Consider the following 15,206-nt stretch of genomic DNA (forward strand, 5'->3'; position numbering starts at 1 on the left):
ACGCCGCGAGGCCGCGCCTAGACTCTCGCGGGTGACTGAGCAGCGAAGCCTCTGGCGGGATCGTGACTTCACGATCCTGCTCGGCGGTCAACTGGCGTCGTACGTCGGCGATCAGGCACAGGGGCTCGCGATGCCGTTGCTGGTGCTGGCTGTCACCGGCTCGGTGACCGAGGCCGGAGTGGTGCTCGCACTCCAAACGGTGTCGTTCCTGGTTTTCGGGCTGCTCGCCGGCGCGCTCGCTGATCGCTGGAACCGCAAGATCACGATGATCTGGTGCGAGCTCGGCCGGCTGGTGCTGGCCGCGAGCGTACCGGTCGCGCTCTGGCTCGGCTGGTTGTCTTTCGGCCAGCTGTGTGCGGTGGCCGTCTTTTCCGGGATTCTCAGCACCTTGTTCGAGGTGGCGAACACGGCCGCACTGCCCAATGTGGTCGGCGCCGACCGGCTGACCGCCGCGCTCGGATATTCCCAGTCGGCGGCCAACACCGTACGGATCGCCGGCGCCACCGTTGCCGGCATTCTCTACGGGCTGGGCCGCGCGGTGCCCTTCGTGGTCAACGCCGTCTCGTACGCGGTGTCGGCCGTGTCACTTTCTTTGATGCGCGCCGATTTCCAGCAGAAGCGCACAGAGGTGCGGCCGCGGCTGGGCAGTGAGATCGCCGCCGGCCTGCGGTGGATCGGCCACCATCGGGTGATCCGCTTCCTGACTGTCATCGTGGGGCTGGACAACATTCGGTACGGCGCCGGATATCTGCTGATCATCGTGCTCGCCCAGCACCTCGGCGGGACGCCTTTCCAGATCGGCCTCATCTTCAGTGCCGCCGGCATCGGCAGCGTACTGGGCGCGCTGGCCTGCGCCCGTGCCACCGAAATGTTCCCGGTCGGCCGGATCGCCATCGTCATGCTGTGGCTGGAAGCGCTGATGTTTCCCTTCTATGCCTTGTCTCCCAACGTCTTGTCACTCGGGATCGTGGCCGCGCTGGAATCGGTGGTCGCGCCGATCTACACAGTCGCAATGACGTCGTACCGACTGTCCATCACCCCGGACGAGCTGCGCGGCCGTACGACCAGCGCGGTGCAGACGGTGACCACCGGAGCCCTTTCGCTCGGGACATTGCTGGGCAGCACCTTGATCGGATGGATCGGCGCGGCCACCGCGACCTACTTTTTCGGCGGTTGGCTGGCGGTGTTGGCGATCGTCACCACGGCCAACCGGGCGGTCCGGCAGACGGTCACCGCACCAGCCGGGGAAGCAGCGCCGACGCGATCGTGATCATCGCGGCGGCAGCGAAAACCAGCACGCCGAAGTCAAGACCGAGCTGCGCGGGCGTACCGATCAACAGGCCACGCAACGCGTCCACCTCATAGCCGAGTGGATTCACGTGGTTGACGATCTGCAACCAGGAAGGCATCAAATCGGTCGGATAGAGCGCATTGGATGCGAAAAACAGCGGCATGGTGATTGCCTGGCCAATGCCCATCACCCGGTCGCGGGACAGCACCAGACCAGCGATCGCGATGGACAGGCAACAGAAAAACGCCGATCCCAGCAGCAACGCGACCGCCGTCGCCAGCAACTTCAAGGGATTCGCCGTCATGCCGACCCCGAGGAGCAGTGCGAGCACCATAATGACCAGCGCCTGGACGAGTGCCCGTACGCCTGCCGCGAAGGACTTTCCGGTAATCACCGCGAACCGTGGCGTCGGCGTGACCAAAAGCTTGGCCAGCACGCCGGCGTCGCGCTCCCAGATGACCTGGATGCCGTAGAAAATCGCGATGAAAAGGGCTGACTGAGCGAGAATCCCGGGCGCCAGGTAGTCCAAATACGGGACGTTCCCGGTCGGGATCACCCGCAGCCGGGTGAAAGTCTCCCCGAAAACCAGCAACCAGAGCGCCGGCTGGACGGCCCGGGTGATCAACTCGGTCCGGTCGTGCATCAGTCTTTGCAGCTCTACCAGGCACATCGTGGTCGTACGCGACCACAGCAGCCCCGGCAGGCTGCGTTGGACCGGCTCAGCCCAGACGGCGGGCCGTACGTCGGGTTGAACGGACACTTCGCATCCCCTCCCCTGCACCTGAGAGATCATCACCAGTGGTGGCGCGGAAAACATCGTCGAGAGTGGCGTCTGGACCGACGCTCGTCCTCAGTTCGTCAGGCGTGCCGCGGGCGGTGATCCGACCGCGGTGCATGAGGGCGATCTCGTCGCAGTTCTGCTCCGCCTCGTCCATGTAGTGCGTAGTCACCAAAATCGACATGCCAGTGGCGGCCCGTACCTCGGCCAGCCGTTCCCACACGCTGGCCCGGCCAACGGGGTCCAGGCCAATCGTCGGCTCGTCCAGCACCAGCAGTTTTGGTGCGCTGACCAGGGCTTGGGCCAATTCCAACCGGCGGATCATGCCGCCGGAGTACGTCGAAGCCGTACGTTTGGCCGCGTCCGTCAATCCGACCGATTCCAGCGCCTGGTCCACCGCCGCCTTGCGATATGCCCGTGGCACGTCGAAAAGCCGGGCGAACAGGGCCACATTTTCCCGCCCAGTCAACGCACCATCCGCGGATAGCTGCTGCGGCACGTACCCGATCAACCGGCGCACCTGCAGCTTGTGCCGGGCCACGTCCACCCCGAAAACCCGGATCGCGCCGGAAGGCACCGGCAACAACGTGGTAATCATCCGGATTGCGGTGGTCTTGCCGGCGCCATTTGGCCCCAGCAAGCCAAAAACACTGCCCCGCGCGATCGACAGGTCGACCCCGTCGACCGCCATCGTATGACCAAAACTGTAACGCAGGTCCACACATCGCACCGCTGCTGACTCATCCACACTCACTCGACCACCGCCCTCTCAGCCTCCACTTTTTCCAGACTGGCCAACAACGCCCACATCGCCGGCATCGCCTGAGCCAGCGCCCGCCGCTGCCCGTCGGCCAGCTCGTCGATCCCGGTGGCCACGAACTCGTCGCGGGCCTGCCGCCAGAACTCCAGCCGCTGACTGGCCGCCTCGGTGAGCCGCAGCCGGATGGCCCGCCGGTCGTCCGGATCGGTCTCCCTGACCAACATCCCGTGGTCGACCAACTGGTTGACCAGCGTGCTGACCGAGTTTCCGGCCAGGTGCAGCGCTCGGGCCGCCGCCGCGACGCCGATGCCCGGCTCCCCTTGGACGACACGCAACAACTCCAGCTGGGCGCCGCGCAGCGCCGGCCCGGGCGTCTGCGGCCGCAACTGCCGGCGTACGACCCGGCGCAACGCGCGCGTGGTCGCCATCAACTCCTCGGCGATCGCCGCCGACTCAGGATCCGTCACCACCACATGATACCTCTTATTGAGAGCAACTCTCAATAGGAGGTTTGCCGGAGGGGGACGTCCTGCTTGCCAATCCGAGCGGGCACGGCAGGGTAGGGACGGACAGTTCCGGGCACGAGGAGTACGGCGATGAAGAAGCTCATCAACGATCCCGCCGACGTGGTCAAGGAAGCGCTCGCCGGCTTCGCGGCCGCGCATCCTCAGATCCGCGTCGACCACACCCACCGGATCGTCTACCGGGCCGAGCCGGCCCGGCTCGGGAAGGTCGCCGTGGTGTCCGGCGGCGGGTCCGGACACGAGCCGATGCACATCGGGTTCGTCGGCGCCGGCATGCTGGATGCGGCCTGTGCCGGCGAAATCTTCACCTCACCCGTACCAGACCAGATGCTGGTCGCCACCCAACAGGTCGACAACGGCGCCGGCGTCCTGCACATCGTGAAGAACTACACCGGTGACGTGCTGAACTTCGAGATGGCCGGCGAGCTGGCCACCGCGCTTTCCGGCGCGGGCAACGAAATCCAGGTCGAGACCGTTCGTACGGACGACGACGTCGCCGTCCAGGACAGCCTCTACACCGCGGGCCGGCGGGGCGTCGGAGTGACCGTACTGGTGGAAAAGATCGCCGGAGCCGGCGCCGAACAGGGCCGCCCGCTCGCCGAAGTGGCCGCGATCGCCCGCCGGGTCAACGAAAACGGGCGCAGCCTGGGGGTGGCTTTGACCTCCTGCACGGTTCCGACCGCCGGCCGGCCGACTTTCGAGCTGGCGGACGACGAAATGGAGGTCGGCATCGGCATCCACGGCGAGCCGGGCCGCCGCCGCGAGCCGCACGCGACCGCCGCCGAAATCGCCGAACTGCTGGTCGAACCGGTGGTCGCGGACCTGCCACTGCGGCGCGGCGACACCGTGCTCGCCTTCCTGAACGGGATGGGCGGCACCCCACTGATCGAAATTTACCTGATGTACGGGGAAATCTCCCGCATCCTGGCGGCCCGCGGCCTGACCGTGGCCCGCTCGCTGGTCGGCCCGTACGTGACCTCCCTGGAGATGGCCGGCTGCTCGCTGACCCTGCTCCGGCTGGACGACGAACTGCTCTCCCTCTGGGACGCCCCTGTCACCACCCCCGCCCTGCGCTGGTAAGTCCGCAACGCCCCGCTGCTTGCGGCTGGCGCAAGCAACGGGGCAACTACGAGCGGGTGAGGAGAGCGACCGCGGCCGATTCCGCCTGCGTCAGCGCCGCGTCCACCCGCTCCGCCCACCGGCCGCCGGCGGTGCCGATCGGACCGGTGCCGCCCGCGCCGCCGCCGACGGTCTTTCCCGCCAGTCCCAGCAAAACCCGGGCCGGCTGGCCACGCCCGAGCAGCGTTGCGTTGATCGCCGCCACCAGCTGCGCCTTGTCGCTGGACGCGGTGGCCAGCACGACCGCGCCGGGGGCGACATCGGGCGTACGCCCCAGCACCGCCACCGCGAGCGGCCGCAGTTCCTCAGGCGACACGTCGTCCAGCCGCGCGGTGACCAGCCAGCCGTCGCCGACTTCGCGGCGCTGCCCGCTGAGCGACCCCGCCAACACGTCCAGCTCGCGTTTCCGCAGCCCGCGCAGGGATTCCTGCGCGGCGGCCAGCGCGGCGAGCCGCGCATGCAGGGTCGTCACCGCGTTTTCTGGCCGGCTGCCCAGCAAGGCGGCGACTTCGCCGAGAATTCGCCTTTCGGTATCAGCAAAACGAAGCGCGTCCCGCCCAGTTAGCGCCTCAATCCTGCGCAGCCCCGCGCCAACGGACGACTCGCCGTAGATCCGAATGGGACCCGCCTGCGCGCCATGACCAACGTGGGTGCCACCACACAGTTCGCGAGACGCGTCGCCAATGTCGACGATTCGTACGCGATCGCCGTACTTCTCACCGAAAAACGCGGTCGCCCCGGCCGCCTCCGCTTCCGCGCGGGTCGCGTGCCACACTCGTACGTCCGGATCATCGAGCAGATATTCGTTGACCAGCATGCCAATCGTGTCGAGCTGCTCGCTGTCGACCGCCGCGAAATGGGTGAAGTCGAACCGCAGTCGGTCCGGCGCGACCAGCGATCCCTGCTGCCGCGCATGGTCGCCCAGAATCCGCCGCAAGGTCGCGTGCAGCACGTGAGTCGCCGAATGCGAACGAGCCACCGCCGCCCTCCGCGAGCTGTCGACGACGGCCCGCATCGACTGTCCACTGTGGACTTCACCGGAGGTGATCCGGGCAACGTGCAGCCGCAGATCGGCGATCCCATATCGCGTGTCGGTGATGTCAACGACCGTGCCCGCGTCATCGGCAAGGGTGCCGATATCGCCGACCTGGCCACCGGATTCGGCGTAGAAAGGGCTGCGACGCAACACGATCTCCACCTCCTGCCCCTGGGTCGCGGACTGCACCGGCTCACCGTTTCGCAGCACCGCCAGCACCTCGGTCTCGGCGACCGTCTCGTGATAGCCGACGAACTCGGTCGGGCGATATTTCGCCATCAACTGCCGATATGTCCCCTGTCGGTGCAGCGCCGCCGAAGTTTTCCCCTTCCTGTTGGACTTCGCCCGCTGTCGCTGGTCTTCCAGCAGCGTCGCGTACCGATCGCCGTCGACGGTCAGGCCGGCCGTACGCGCCGCCTCGATGGTGAGGTCGACCGGAAATCCGTACGTGTCATGGAGTTCGAACGCCGTCTCGCCGGACAGCTGGAAGCCGCCGGTCGTACGGGTCCGGGAGATGGCCGCGTCCAACAGCCTGGTGCCCTGCCGCAGTGTCGTACCAAAAGACTGCTCCTCACGGTCGCTGACCCGCTCGATCAGCGACCTCGCCAATGCCAGTTCCGGCCACACCTCGCCGAGGTTGTCCACCACGCTTGTGGTGATCGTGGGCAACACCAGATCCGTCACGCCAAGCGACTGCGCGTGCCGAATCGCCCGGCGCATCAGGCGGCGCAGGACATAGCCGCTGCCTTCGTTGGAGGGCAGAACTCCGTCCGCGATCAGGAAGGCGATCGTCCGCGCATGGTCGACGACCACTTGGTACGACACTGACGCCTCAGTGCCGTCGTGGCCCGGAAATCGCCGGCCGACCAGGTCTTCGACGACTTCGAAGGTGGGCGCCAACAAATCGGTCTGGGTAATACTTTCCACGTCCTGCAGGATGATCGCGAGCCGGTCCAGGCCCAGTCCGGTGTCGATATTGCGGCGCGGCAACTCCCCCACGACCGCAAACCCGTCCTTGTCGCCGCCCTCGCCGCGAATATTCTGCATGAACACCAGATTCCACAGCTCGAGATAACGCTCGTCGTTCACCGCCGGGCCGCCCGGCTCGCCGTACGCCGGACCACGGTCATAACAGATCTCTGACGACGGCCCGCACGGCCCGGGCACGCCCATCGACCAGTAGTTGTCCGCCCAGCCGAGCCGCTGAATCCGGTCCGCTGGCACGCCGATCCGCCGCCACACCTCGACCGCTTCGTCGTCGTCGAGATAGACGGTGACCCAGAGCCGATCCGGTGGCAGCTGATAGACCTCGGTCAGCACTTCCCACGCATAGCTGATGACTTCCGGTTTGAAATAGTCACCGAACGAGAAATTTCCGAGCATTTCGAAGAAAGTAACATGCCGAGTGGTCCGGCCGACATTCTCGATATCGACCGTACGCACACATTTCTGTACTGTGGTCGCGCGCGGCGACGCTGGCGTGACCTCGCCCAGAAAAACCGGCTTGAACTGGTTCATCCCGGCATTGGTCAGCAACAACGTCGGGTCGTCGGACACCAATGGACTGGACGGTAGCTGGGAATGTCCGCGTGAAATGAAGTAGTCGAGGAATTTCTGGCGGATCTCGGGGGCACGCATGATCGAGGCCTCACTGCGAGGACGCACCGCGAAAGTGGCGCGTTGACAAGGAAAAACGGGCAGCAGAAGACCGAGCCGGAACCGAGGGGTTCAGCCCCGCTCGGTGCGGCTAGCTCGCCGTCCCGCCACCGTCATGTCAACTTCCTCAACTCGCGCCAAACAGATCGGCCCGATGATAGCCCAGTCCCGGCCGCGAAGGCCAACCGGAATTCGCCTTCAGGCAACCACGTCCTTCATCACTCATCGTGAGGTAGGCTGGCTGGTGGCACGCAGGGTGCCGCCGGTCCGCGGGAAGGGCTAAGCCCACCTGAGCTGACTTCAGCGTGGCCTCCAGCCTCCTTTCAGCCTGACGACGCGGACAGCAGGCGTTGCGAAAGGAGGTCGCCATGTCGACCGTCCCACTGCCCGCCGATCCCAGCCTCGCGAACCTGCGCAACCGAGCACGGGCGCTGCAGCGAGCCGTCCGGGCCCAGGATCCGGACGCCCTCGCCCAGGTCGCCGAGCACCATCGCGACCAGCTCTCCGGTGCGGATTTTCCCCTCAGCGCAGCACAGTTGGTGATCGCTCGCTCGTACGGCTTCGCCAGTTGGCCCCGACTCAAGCACCATCTCGACGTGGTCGACACTTTCCGCCGCGACCCCGATGTGGCGTCGGACGCCGACACCGACGATCTTGCTGACCAGTTCTGTCGGCTCGCCTGCCTGATCTATAGCCCGGACGACGGCCCTGAGCGCTGGGCGCGGGCGGCGAACCTGCTGGCTGAGCACCCGCAGATCCGGCGGGCGTCGATGTGGGCGGCCGCGGCGGCGGCCGATCCCGAGGCCGTACGCGACCTGCTGGCGGCGGACCCGTCGTTGGTCCATCGGCAAGGCGGCCCGCACCGTTGGGAGCCGCTGTTCACCCTCGCGTACTCCCGGCTCGGCGGCGGCTCACCGCTGGAAACCGCGCAGTTGCTGCTGGACGCCGGCGCGGACCCAAATGCCGGCTATTTATGGAAGGGCTTACCGATCCCGTTCACCGTGCTCACGGGTGCGTTCGGCGAGGGCGAGCAAGGGCCCGGCAAACAGCCGCGGCACCCACGGTCGCTCGCCCTCGCGCGGCTGCTGCTGGACGCCGGCGCTGACCCGAACGACGGCCAGACGCTCTACAACCGGATGTTCTTTCCGGACAACGACCATCTCGAGCTGCTTTTCCAGTACGGCTTGGGAACCGGCGACGGTGGCCCGTGGAAGGCCCGGATGGGTGACACGGTCCAGTCGCCGGCCGAGATGGTGCGGATGCAACTAAGTTGGGCGATTAAGAGCGGATTCGCTGCTCGCGTACGGCTGCTCATCGACCATGGCGTCGACATCAGAAGGCCGTTCACCGACCTCGGACGTACGTACCGCGATCGCCGTTCGCCCGTACAAACAGCCTCCGCGCAGGGCTATCGGGAAATCGTCGACCTGTTGGTCGCCGCTGGCGCGCCCCGCCCGTCTGCGTCGCCGGCTCAGGAGCTCGTCGCGGCTTTTCTCGCCGCCGACAAACTAGCCGTCACCCGATTGCGCGCCGAGAATCCCGGATTGCTTGAGGACGTACGCCCCGGCCTTATGGTCCGTGCCGCCGCGACCGGCAACACCGAGGCGGTGGCGATAGTCGCCGAAGCCGGCATCGAGGTAAACGAGCTGTTCGAGGAAAGTACGGCCCTGCACGACGCGGCCTGGCGCGGCGACATTCCCATCCTGCGCGCGCTCCTTGCCGTCGGCGCCGACCCAAACGTCCGGGACAGTCGCTTCGACGCCACTCCCTTGGGCTGGGCCGAACACGGTCACCGCCCGGAAGCCGTCGACGTACTCGCTCCGGTCACTGAGCCGTTGGCCGCTACCTGGCCTGCTGAAGGGCAGTAATCGCCCACCAAGTGAATCCGGCCGCGACCAGAAGCCCTATCGCGTAAATGACCAGGCTTTGGGAAAACATGTTGTGGTAGAGCACCCACGGCTCCCACCGGTTCGCCGGATCGACCACCAGGTCCAGCCGGTCGCCGACCTCACGTTTGTCAGTGGAGTTCGCGACCGGCGCCTCGGTCTGTTTCCCGTCGATGTCGTAGCGGACTATCGGCACCAGCAGATATCCGCCAGAACTTCCGCGACTGCGCGGATCGTCGCCGATAACCTCGCCGGTGACCCGGATGCCGGAGCGGCGAATTCTGAAGAATTCCCAGTCTTTGCGCCCGGCCCGCACCAAACCGTAGAGCATGCAGAGCACGAGGAACAGGCTGACCAGCAGAAACCACATGTCGCCCAATCTACCCGCAGCTGGGCGAGTCAGCGGAATTCCAGGCCCGCGAAGTCTCCGGACTCCCGCCAGGAGTCGATGTATTCGAAATACGCGGTTGGGCCCGCCGGATAGCCGACCCGCAGTCGCGCCTGCGGCCCCTCGTCCACACCTTCGTTGTTGTAGTAGCCCGGCGTACAGTCCGGCGATCCCAGCACTCGTCCCGGACCGGCCAGCAACAGGTCGATCCAGGCCTGCTCAGCGGGCCGGGTGACCTCGATTTCGCCGAAACCGCCGTCAAGAGCATGTTTGACGGCCACCGCGATGGTACGAGCCGAGTCGACGATGTTGTGGGGAATGTTGGAAATCAGGTTCGCGCCCTGGGTTGGCTGCACCATGAAGGCATTCGGGAATCCGTGCATGTGAATCCCGTGCAGCGTACGCATTCCATCGGCCCAGTAGTCGGAAAGTGTGACACCGTCGCGGCCGATGACCTCATAACCGGCACGCCTTGCATAGCTGGTGCCAACCTCGAAACCGGACGCGTAAATGATGCAGTCGACCTCGTACTCACGACCGGCGACGACCACCCCGGTTTCGGTTATTCTCTCGACGCCTTTGCCGTCGGTGTCGATCAGGTGCGTATGCGGGTTGTTGTACGCCTGCAGGTATTCGTCATGGAAGCACGGCCGCTTGCACAGCTGGCGATACCAGGCTTTCAGGTTTTGGGCGGTGTCGGCATCCTCGACCACAGCGTCGACGCGGGCCCGGATTTCGTCCATCTTCTCGAAATCGGAGTCCTCGAAAGCCTTCATGACCGCCGCCGTGGTCCGATCTTGGGGCGCAAGCGTGCGCGCCTTCGCACGTACCCGCCGGGCGAGGTCGGTCCACCCGTCCATCACCAGGTCTTCCTCGGCGTGGCCGCCGGTCTGGTTGGCGGTGAAGTTGTCCAGCCACCGCTGCTGCCAGCCCGCGGTGGCCACCTGCGCGAACCACTCAGGATCCGTCGGATGGTTGTCTCGTACGTCCACAGAGGACGGTGTGCGCTGGAAAACGTACAAGTCCCCGGCTGCCCGCGCCAACCGTGGCACGCACTGCACCGAGGTCGCGCCGGTTCCAATGACGGCCACCCGTTTGCCGGCCAGCCCGTCCATCGGCGCACCGGCCGGATCGCCGCCGGTGTAGTCATAGTCCCAGCGGCTGGTGTGAAAAGAATGGCCGCGGAACGACTCGAGACCGGGAATCCCAGGAAGTTTGGGCACATGTAGAGGCCCGGTGCCCATCACCACGAATTGTGCGGTGAAGACATCGTCTCGGTTCGTACGGATAATCCACTGCGATTTTCCTGAATCCCAGCGCAGATCCACGACCTCGGTGTGGAACAGCACATCGTCGTACAGGCCGAACTGCTTGCCGATCCGCTGGCAGTGCTCGAGAATCTCGGGCGCGTGCGCGTATTTCTCGGTGGGCATGTGGCCGGTTTCTTCGAGCAACGGCATGTAAACGAAGGAAGCCGTGTCGCACTGCGCGCCCGGATAGCGGTTCCAATACCAGGTGCCGCCGAAATCGCCACCTTTTTCGATGATCCGTACGTCCGCGATGCCCGCTTCCCGTAGCCGCGCGGCGGCCACCAGGCCAGCGAATCCGCCACCAATGCAGACGACAGTCCGATGATCGGTCTTCGGCTCGCGCTCGGCCCTGGCTGTATACGGATCGTCGAGGTAGTGCGCGAGCTGGCCGGCCACCCGTACGTACTGCTCGTTGCCGTCCGTCCGGAGCCGCTTGTCCCGCTCGGCCAGATATTTCCGCCGCAACGCGTCTTTATCCACCGCAACCTCCCTAGCCACTCAACAGTGCCAGCATGTCACTCATGGGTGACATTTTCAAGGTCGCGATGCTACGATTCGGCGCGTGACCGAGGACATCGCGATCGCGCCATCGCTCGCCGACGAGCAACGCGACCTGGCCCGTTCACGCATTCTCCGAGCCGCCGGCACCGCCCTGGCCACTCGTGGCCTCGCCGCGACCATTGACGACGTGGCCGAAGAGGCCGGGGTCAACCGACGTACCGTCTTTCGGCATTTCAGCACCCGCGACAACCTTTTCGCCGCCGCCATCCAGGCTGGCATCGCCCGCTATGGCCAGCGAATCCCACCCGCGCCGGAATCCAGTGACCTGCGATCATGGCTGCTCGACCTGCTGGTCGTCACGCACCGACTCAACGCCGAGAACGGCCACGTTTTCTGGGAACTCTCCGCCCTGCAGCCCGACAACCTCTCCGACGAACTCGCCGCCGCGGCCACCGACTGCCGTGCCAGCCGCAATCGCTTCGCGACCGCCGTCACCGCCCGCCTTTGGAATGCCCGCCACGGCCACGAAAATCCACCCGAATGGCTGGTCGACGCGATCGCCGTGCAACTATCCGGATTCACCACCCAGGCCCTGTCCGGAGACCTCGGTCGCACCCCCGACGAAGTCGCCCACATCTGCGCCCACACCGTCGAAGCCACCCTGACCGCCGCACTCAACGAGGTGGCCTGGTCGGACGTTTCCTCTCTATGAGAACACGAAGGAAGTTCGCGGTCGCGATATCGGCGGCGCTGCTCCTGTTGGTGGGGCTGCTGGCCGCCGGTACGCCGACGCCGGCCGCGGCTCAGGAGGGATCCGGCTCGGTCGCCGTCGCCACGTACGATTTGGGCGACAAAGCATTCACCGATCCGCAGACCGGCACGGTCAGCGAACTCCGCGCGGTCGTACATTATCCGCGCAGGCTCACCGGCCGGCTTCCGTTGATCGTGATGGCGCACGGATCGTGGTGGGCCTGCGACAGCAAGGATGCCGCCACCTGGCCGTGCCCGGCCGGCTCGCATCCGTTTCCCAGTTATCGCGGCTACGACTATTTGGGAGACGCGCTGGCCAACCACGGTTTCGTGGTGGTGTCGATCAGCGCGGACGGAATTAACCAGACGTCCTTTGATTACGGCGACCGGGCGCGACTTGTCAACGAACACCTGCGCCTGTGGCAGCAGGTGGCCAGCGGCGCCCGCGGCCAACTGTCCGGCCATTTCGTCGACCCGGCCACCGGCCACCGCGTTACACCGGAATTCGCCGGGCATCTCGACCTGACTCGCGTCGGTACGTTGGGGCATTCTCGCGGCGGCAAGGGTGTTATGTGGCAGGCGTCGGACAAGCACCGCGCGGAATGGCCAGCTGGCGTACGCGTACGAGCGGTTCTCGGTCTGGCTCCAGTGAAATTCGACATCCCGGAAGGCGACCACAGCGACACCCTCATTACCGGGCTGCCGTTCACAGTGGTCACCGGGACCTGTGACGGCGCGGTTCACGAGGCAGGGCAAGAATATCTGGACGACCTCGCTGGGCGGAACACCGTGACCGACTATTCAGTGTCGCTAAGGGCGCCAATCACAATTACTACAACGCGACCTGGACACCGCCGTACCAGTTCGGCGAGGACGACAGCACCTGCCCGACCCAGGAATTAGCCCCTAACACCCAGCAGAACGCGCTCACCACTTACGCGATCGCATTCTATCGCTACGAACTTTACGGCGACCGGTCCGGACTGTCCGTACTCACCGGACAACGCCCACTGCCGAACGTCACCGCGACCACTCGAGTGGTGCCACCGGGTCAGCGACCCGGCAGCACGCCGCGGCAGAGAGTCGCAGGACACTAGCCATTCGGTGGCATTGCCTACCTCGTCGGACCGAGCTCAGCGTCCAACCGCGACGGCCAGTCCTCGTGTGCCAACCCGGCCCCCATCAGTACGTCCCGCCAGTCCAGCTCGGCGAGAGCGCATGCATCGCGCAGCCGATGAAGGTCGCCCCGAGCACACAGCACAACGCCGGCCTGAATGCGTTCGGAGTCGCTGATCGCAGCGACCATCCCGATCACCGACGGCGCACTTCCTGGCGCGGGGAAATCCCGCTCGATCCGCCGCTGCAGCCGCTGGGACACACTCGCCATAACCCGAGTATGAGCCGTTCGCCGACTAGGTCCTGTCTAGTTATTGCGGCGCTCCCTTTAAGGGGCCATCCGCTGTGCTATAGATCTCGCCAACGGGACCGGCGGCTCGCTGACTTGGTTTCCGCCGCCGTAGCCGAGGTCGACATCGACGCCGACGACGATGTTTCCGCGACGAAAGTACACAGAGTTGCTCAGCGGCGGCCGCCGGAAGGCGTACGCGGCGTCCACCCAGCTGTCCAGATCGTGGATCGGGTAGCTGCCGGCCAGCCGCTGACCGAAGGAGTTGCTTGCTCGCACGCTGCCGGCCAGAATCGTTCCTGAGAACAGTCGCTCGCTGATGGTGAGACTGGTGCCCGCAGGGCCGGTGGCCTTGCAGTCACGGTCCAGCGTCCGGATCAGTCCAGTCGAATCGTCGCAAGCCAGCGGCCCAGCCCCTGGCAGTACAGCGGCGACCTCGGCCTGACTGATCAACTTCCCGGGCAAAGCAGGCAACGTTGTGTACGTGTCGATCACACCAAGATTGATCACCACGAGGTAGCCGGCGATCAGCAGAAACACCGCCGCCAGCGCCGACAGCAAGGCGCGCAGGACCGTACGACCGGTCCGCGCCGGCGCGGGCTGCGGCGGATACCCGACATGTCCAGGTGGGCCGTACGGCGCGGACATAGAACTCCCTCCAGAGGCTCAGCCGGCTGAGCCTAACAATCCATTATTAGCGCTACACGCCGGCCGTCGACCTGCAGTCAGGACTGAGAGACAATCTCGTCACCCCAGCGGGCGAAAAACTCCCGGGCGGCCACGATCTCTGCGCTTGGCAGCGGAATCTCGTCATCATCGAAACGTGCGAGGGTACGCATCATCTGAGCAAGCACCTGCAAGTCAAAGCCGGCATCCATCTGTGCAGCCTGCTCCAGCAGCGCTGCCTCACCGAAACGGCGTACCAAAACATAGACATCGGCGAAGTCGCGAGCTTCCGCACGTCCGAAGAGTGCCAGCAGCTTTCGCCCCGCGAGGTCCAACGGCGCGAGCGTCGGGCCGAGAAGGGTGATCGTCGGCGACGAACTCGGTGGCGAGTCCAGCGCGATATCAACCAAAACTTCTTCAGAACCATCGACAATGACAAGTCGGGAAAACGTCACGCTCTCGTGGACCACCGTGACGGAGTACCCACGTCGATCCAGCGCCCTGAGGAACGCCGTACGCGCTTCCGTAATCGACTCAAGCGGGGCCGACGCGAAAGATCGAGGTCGTGCGTTGGCCGGGCGATGAGCTCTGACGCGAGCAGCGCGGCGCCTCCGGCGACCACGTACCCCTTGGATGCCTTGAGTCCGAAGAAAATGCGCGCGACACGTATCTGAAAAGTCGTCAGCATGCCGTCACACATCACGCCACCCGTTCGCCGACCGAGCCGGTGACAATCGCGCTCCACGCGGTACGAACAGCGGCGGGCAGCACCAGTTCGTCCCATATATCGACCAGCAAAACACCATCCAGATACGTAAGCACGTCCATCGGCCCGCCCTCACGAATCACGAGCTCGTACACCCGCGCTCGCTGGCGGCGGTCGCCCAGATCGAACCGTCGCCCCAGATCTGACCAGTTCAAGTGCAGCGGAAGCTCGACGACGGCCAACGCCCGTTCGAGCGGGAGTGCTCGCAACGCTGATCAAGGATGCGCTGAAGAAAGCAGGCTGAACCGGCGAGTTTGCTACACATCCTGCTACACGGAAGGGCCCGGAGACTGTGTCTCCGGGCCCTTTCCCCTGGTAGCGGGGGTAGGATTTGAACCTACGACCTCTGGGTTATGAGTTGTCCGATCTG

Annotated in this window: 15 protein-coding genes; 5 read left to right on the forward strand and 10 right to left on the reverse strand. The window is 65.5% G+C overall.

Annotation, left to right across the window (positions count from 1 at the left end; translation table 11 throughout):
- Positions 1 to 31 precede the first annotated feature (31 nt).
- The gene (locus ABD301_RS04430) at positions 32 to 1,270 is read left to right on the forward strand and encodes an MFS transporter (protein ID WP_344307354.1); all 1,239 of its coding nucleotides are present in this window, start codon (positions 32 to 34) and stop codon (positions 1,268 to 1,270) included.
- Here the strand turns inward: ABD301_RS04430 and ABD301_RS04435 are convergent.
- From ABD301_RS04435 to ABD301_RS04445, 3 genes are read right to left on the reverse strand one after another with little or no spacing between them, the layout of a single operon-like run.
- On the reverse strand, positions 1,230 to 2,051 hold the full coding sequence (locus ABD301_RS04435) for an ABC transporter permease (RefSeq protein ID WP_344307356.1): 822 nt from the start codon (positions 2,049 to 2,051) through the stop codon (positions 1,230 to 1,232). The two genes, ABD301_RS04430 and ABD301_RS04435, sit on opposite strands and share 41 nt — an antisense overlap.
- Positions 2,011 to 2,760, reverse strand: coding sequence for an ABC transporter ATP-binding protein (locus ABD301_RS04440; protein ID WP_344307358.1), 750 nt, complete (start codon positions 2,758 to 2,760; stop codon positions 2,011 to 2,013). The genes ABD301_RS04435 and ABD301_RS04440 overlap by 41 nt, the downstream gene beginning before the upstream one ends.
- Positions 2,761 to 2,819: 59 nt before the next feature.
- On the reverse strand, positions 2,820 to 3,296 hold the full coding sequence (locus ABD301_RS04445) for a MarR family winged helix-turn-helix transcriptional regulator (protein ID WP_279579462.1): 477 nt from the start codon (positions 3,294 to 3,296) through the stop codon (positions 2,820 to 2,822).
- A gap of 129 nt (positions 3,297 to 3,425) precedes the next feature.
- Here ABD301_RS04445 and dhaK point away from each other — a divergent pair, with 129 nt between their 5' ends.
- On the forward strand, positions 3,426 to 4,433 hold the full coding sequence (gene dhaK, locus ABD301_RS04450) for a dihydroxyacetone kinase subunit DhaK (protein WP_344307361.1): 1,008 nt from the start codon (positions 3,426 to 3,428) through the stop codon (positions 4,431 to 4,433).
- A gap of 46 nt (positions 4,434 to 4,479) precedes the next feature.
- Here dhaK and alaS read toward each other — a convergent pair whose 3' ends face one another.
- Positions 4,480 to 7,146 carry an alanine--tRNA ligase gene (gene alaS, locus ABD301_RS04455; protein WP_344307363.1) on the reverse strand — a complete coding sequence of 889 codons (2,667 nt, stop codon included), beginning with the start codon at positions 7,144 to 7,146 and terminating at the stop codon, positions 4,480 to 4,482.
- 386 nt (positions 7,147 to 7,532) lie between these two features.
- Between alaS and ABD301_RS04460 the strand changes: the two genes are divergently transcribed.
- Positions 7,533 to 9,032 (forward strand): ankyrin repeat domain-containing protein, encoded by a 1,500-nt coding sequence (locus ABD301_RS04460; protein ID WP_344307365.1) that lies wholly within the window; start codon positions 7,533 to 7,535, stop codon positions 9,030 to 9,032.
- Here the strand turns inward: ABD301_RS04460 and ABD301_RS04465 are convergent.
- Both ABD301_RS04465 and ABD301_RS04470 read right to left on the reverse strand, forming a co-directional pair.
- Positions 9,007 to 9,420: a DUF3592 domain-containing protein gene (locus ABD301_RS04465; protein WP_344307367.1), complete on the reverse strand. Its 414-nt coding sequence runs from the start codon at positions 9,418 to 9,420 to the stop codon at positions 9,007 to 9,009. The genes ABD301_RS04460 and ABD301_RS04465 overlap by 26 nt on opposite strands.
- A gap of 29 nt (positions 9,421 to 9,449) precedes the next feature.
- Positions 9,450 to 11,228 carry a flavin-containing monooxygenase gene (locus tag ABD301_RS04470; protein WP_344307369.1) on the reverse strand — a complete coding sequence of 593 codons (1,779 nt, stop codon included), beginning with the start codon at positions 11,226 to 11,228 and terminating at the stop codon, positions 9,450 to 9,452.
- 82 nt (positions 11,229 to 11,310) lie between these two features.
- Between ABD301_RS04470 and ABD301_RS04475 the strand changes: the two genes are divergently transcribed.
- Positions 11,311 to 11,961, forward strand: a complete 651-nt coding sequence (locus tag ABD301_RS04475; protein WP_163567271.1) for a TetR/AcrR family transcriptional regulator — start codon at positions 11,311 to 11,313, stop codon at positions 11,959 to 11,961.
- Complete coding sequence (locus tag ABD301_RS04480; RefSeq protein WP_344307371.1) at positions 11,958 to 12,902, forward strand: alpha/beta hydrolase; 945 nt, start codon at positions 11,958 to 11,960, stop codon at positions 12,900 to 12,902. Before ABD301_RS04475 ends, ABD301_RS04480 begins: the two co-directional genes overlap by 4 nt.
- A 211-nt stretch (positions 12,903 to 13,113) precedes the next feature.
- On the opposite strand, the gene ABD301_RS04485 is transcribed toward ABD301_RS04480, so the two are convergent.
- The 4 genes from ABD301_RS04485 to ABD301_RS04500 form a co-directional block, all read right to left on the reverse strand.
- Positions 13,114 to 13,386: a hypothetical protein gene (locus ABD301_RS04485; protein WP_163567269.1), complete on the reverse strand. Its 273-nt coding sequence runs from the start codon at positions 13,384 to 13,386 to the stop codon at positions 13,114 to 13,116.
- Positions 13,387 to 13,443: 57 nt separating this feature from the next.
- A complete protein-coding gene (locus tag ABD301_RS04490; RefSeq protein ID WP_344307374.1) occupies positions 13,444 to 14,052 on the reverse strand; it encodes a hypothetical protein in 609 nt (202 codons plus the stop codon).
- 77 nt (positions 14,053 to 14,129) lie between these two features.
- Positions 14,130 to 14,705, reverse strand: a complete 576-nt coding sequence (locus tag ABD301_RS04495) for a nucleotidyl transferase AbiEii/AbiGii toxin family protein (RefSeq protein WP_486320479.1) — start codon at positions 14,703 to 14,705, stop codon at positions 14,130 to 14,132.
- A gap of 64 nt (positions 14,706 to 14,769) precedes the next feature.
- Entirely contained in the window at positions 14,770 to 15,045 is a 276-nt protein-coding gene (locus tag ABD301_RS04500; RefSeq protein WP_344307378.1) for a hypothetical protein, read from the reverse strand.
- Positions 15,046 to 15,206 lie beyond the last annotated feature (161 nt).

It is taken from the genome of Fodinicola feengrottensis (assembly GCF_039530045.1).
Taxonomy (GTDB): domain Bacteria; phylum Actinomycetota; class Actinomycetes; order Mycobacteriales; family HKI-0501; genus Fodinicola; species Fodinicola feengrottensis.

Bases quoted from the DNA above. Each gene is read 5' to 3' on its own strand.
- ABD301_RS04460 (WP_344307365.1), top strand. From the start codon at position 7,533: ATGTCGACCGTCCCACTGCCCGCCGATCCCAGCCTCGCGAACCTGCGC.
- dhaK (WP_344307361.1), top strand. From the start codon at position 3,426: ATGAAGAAGCTCATCAACGATCCCGCCGACGTGGTCAAGGAAGCGCTC.
- ABD301_RS04465 (WP_344307367.1), bottom strand. From the start codon at position 9,420: ATGTGGTTTCTGCTGGTCAGCCTGTTCCTCGTGCTCTGCATGCTCTAC.
- ABD301_RS04490 (WP_344307374.1), bottom strand. From the start codon at position 14,052: ATGTCCGCGCCGTACGGCCCACCTGGACATGTCGGGTATCCGCCGCAG.
- ABD301_RS04480 (WP_344307371.1), top strand. From the start codon at position 11,958: ATGAGAACACGAAGGAAGTTCGCGGTCGCGATATCGGCGGCGCTGCTC.
- alaS (WP_344307363.1), bottom strand. From the start codon at position 7,146: ATGCGTGCCCCCGAGATCCGCCAGAAATTCCTCGACTACTTCATTTCA.
- ABD301_RS04440 (WP_344307358.1), bottom strand. From the start codon at position 2,760: ATGGCGGTCGACGGGGTCGACCTGTCGATCGCGCGGGGCAGTGTTTTT.
- ABD301_RS04485 (WP_163567269.1), bottom strand. From the start codon at position 13,386: ATGGCGAGTGTGTCCCAGCGGCTGCAGCGGCGGATCGAGCGGGATTTC.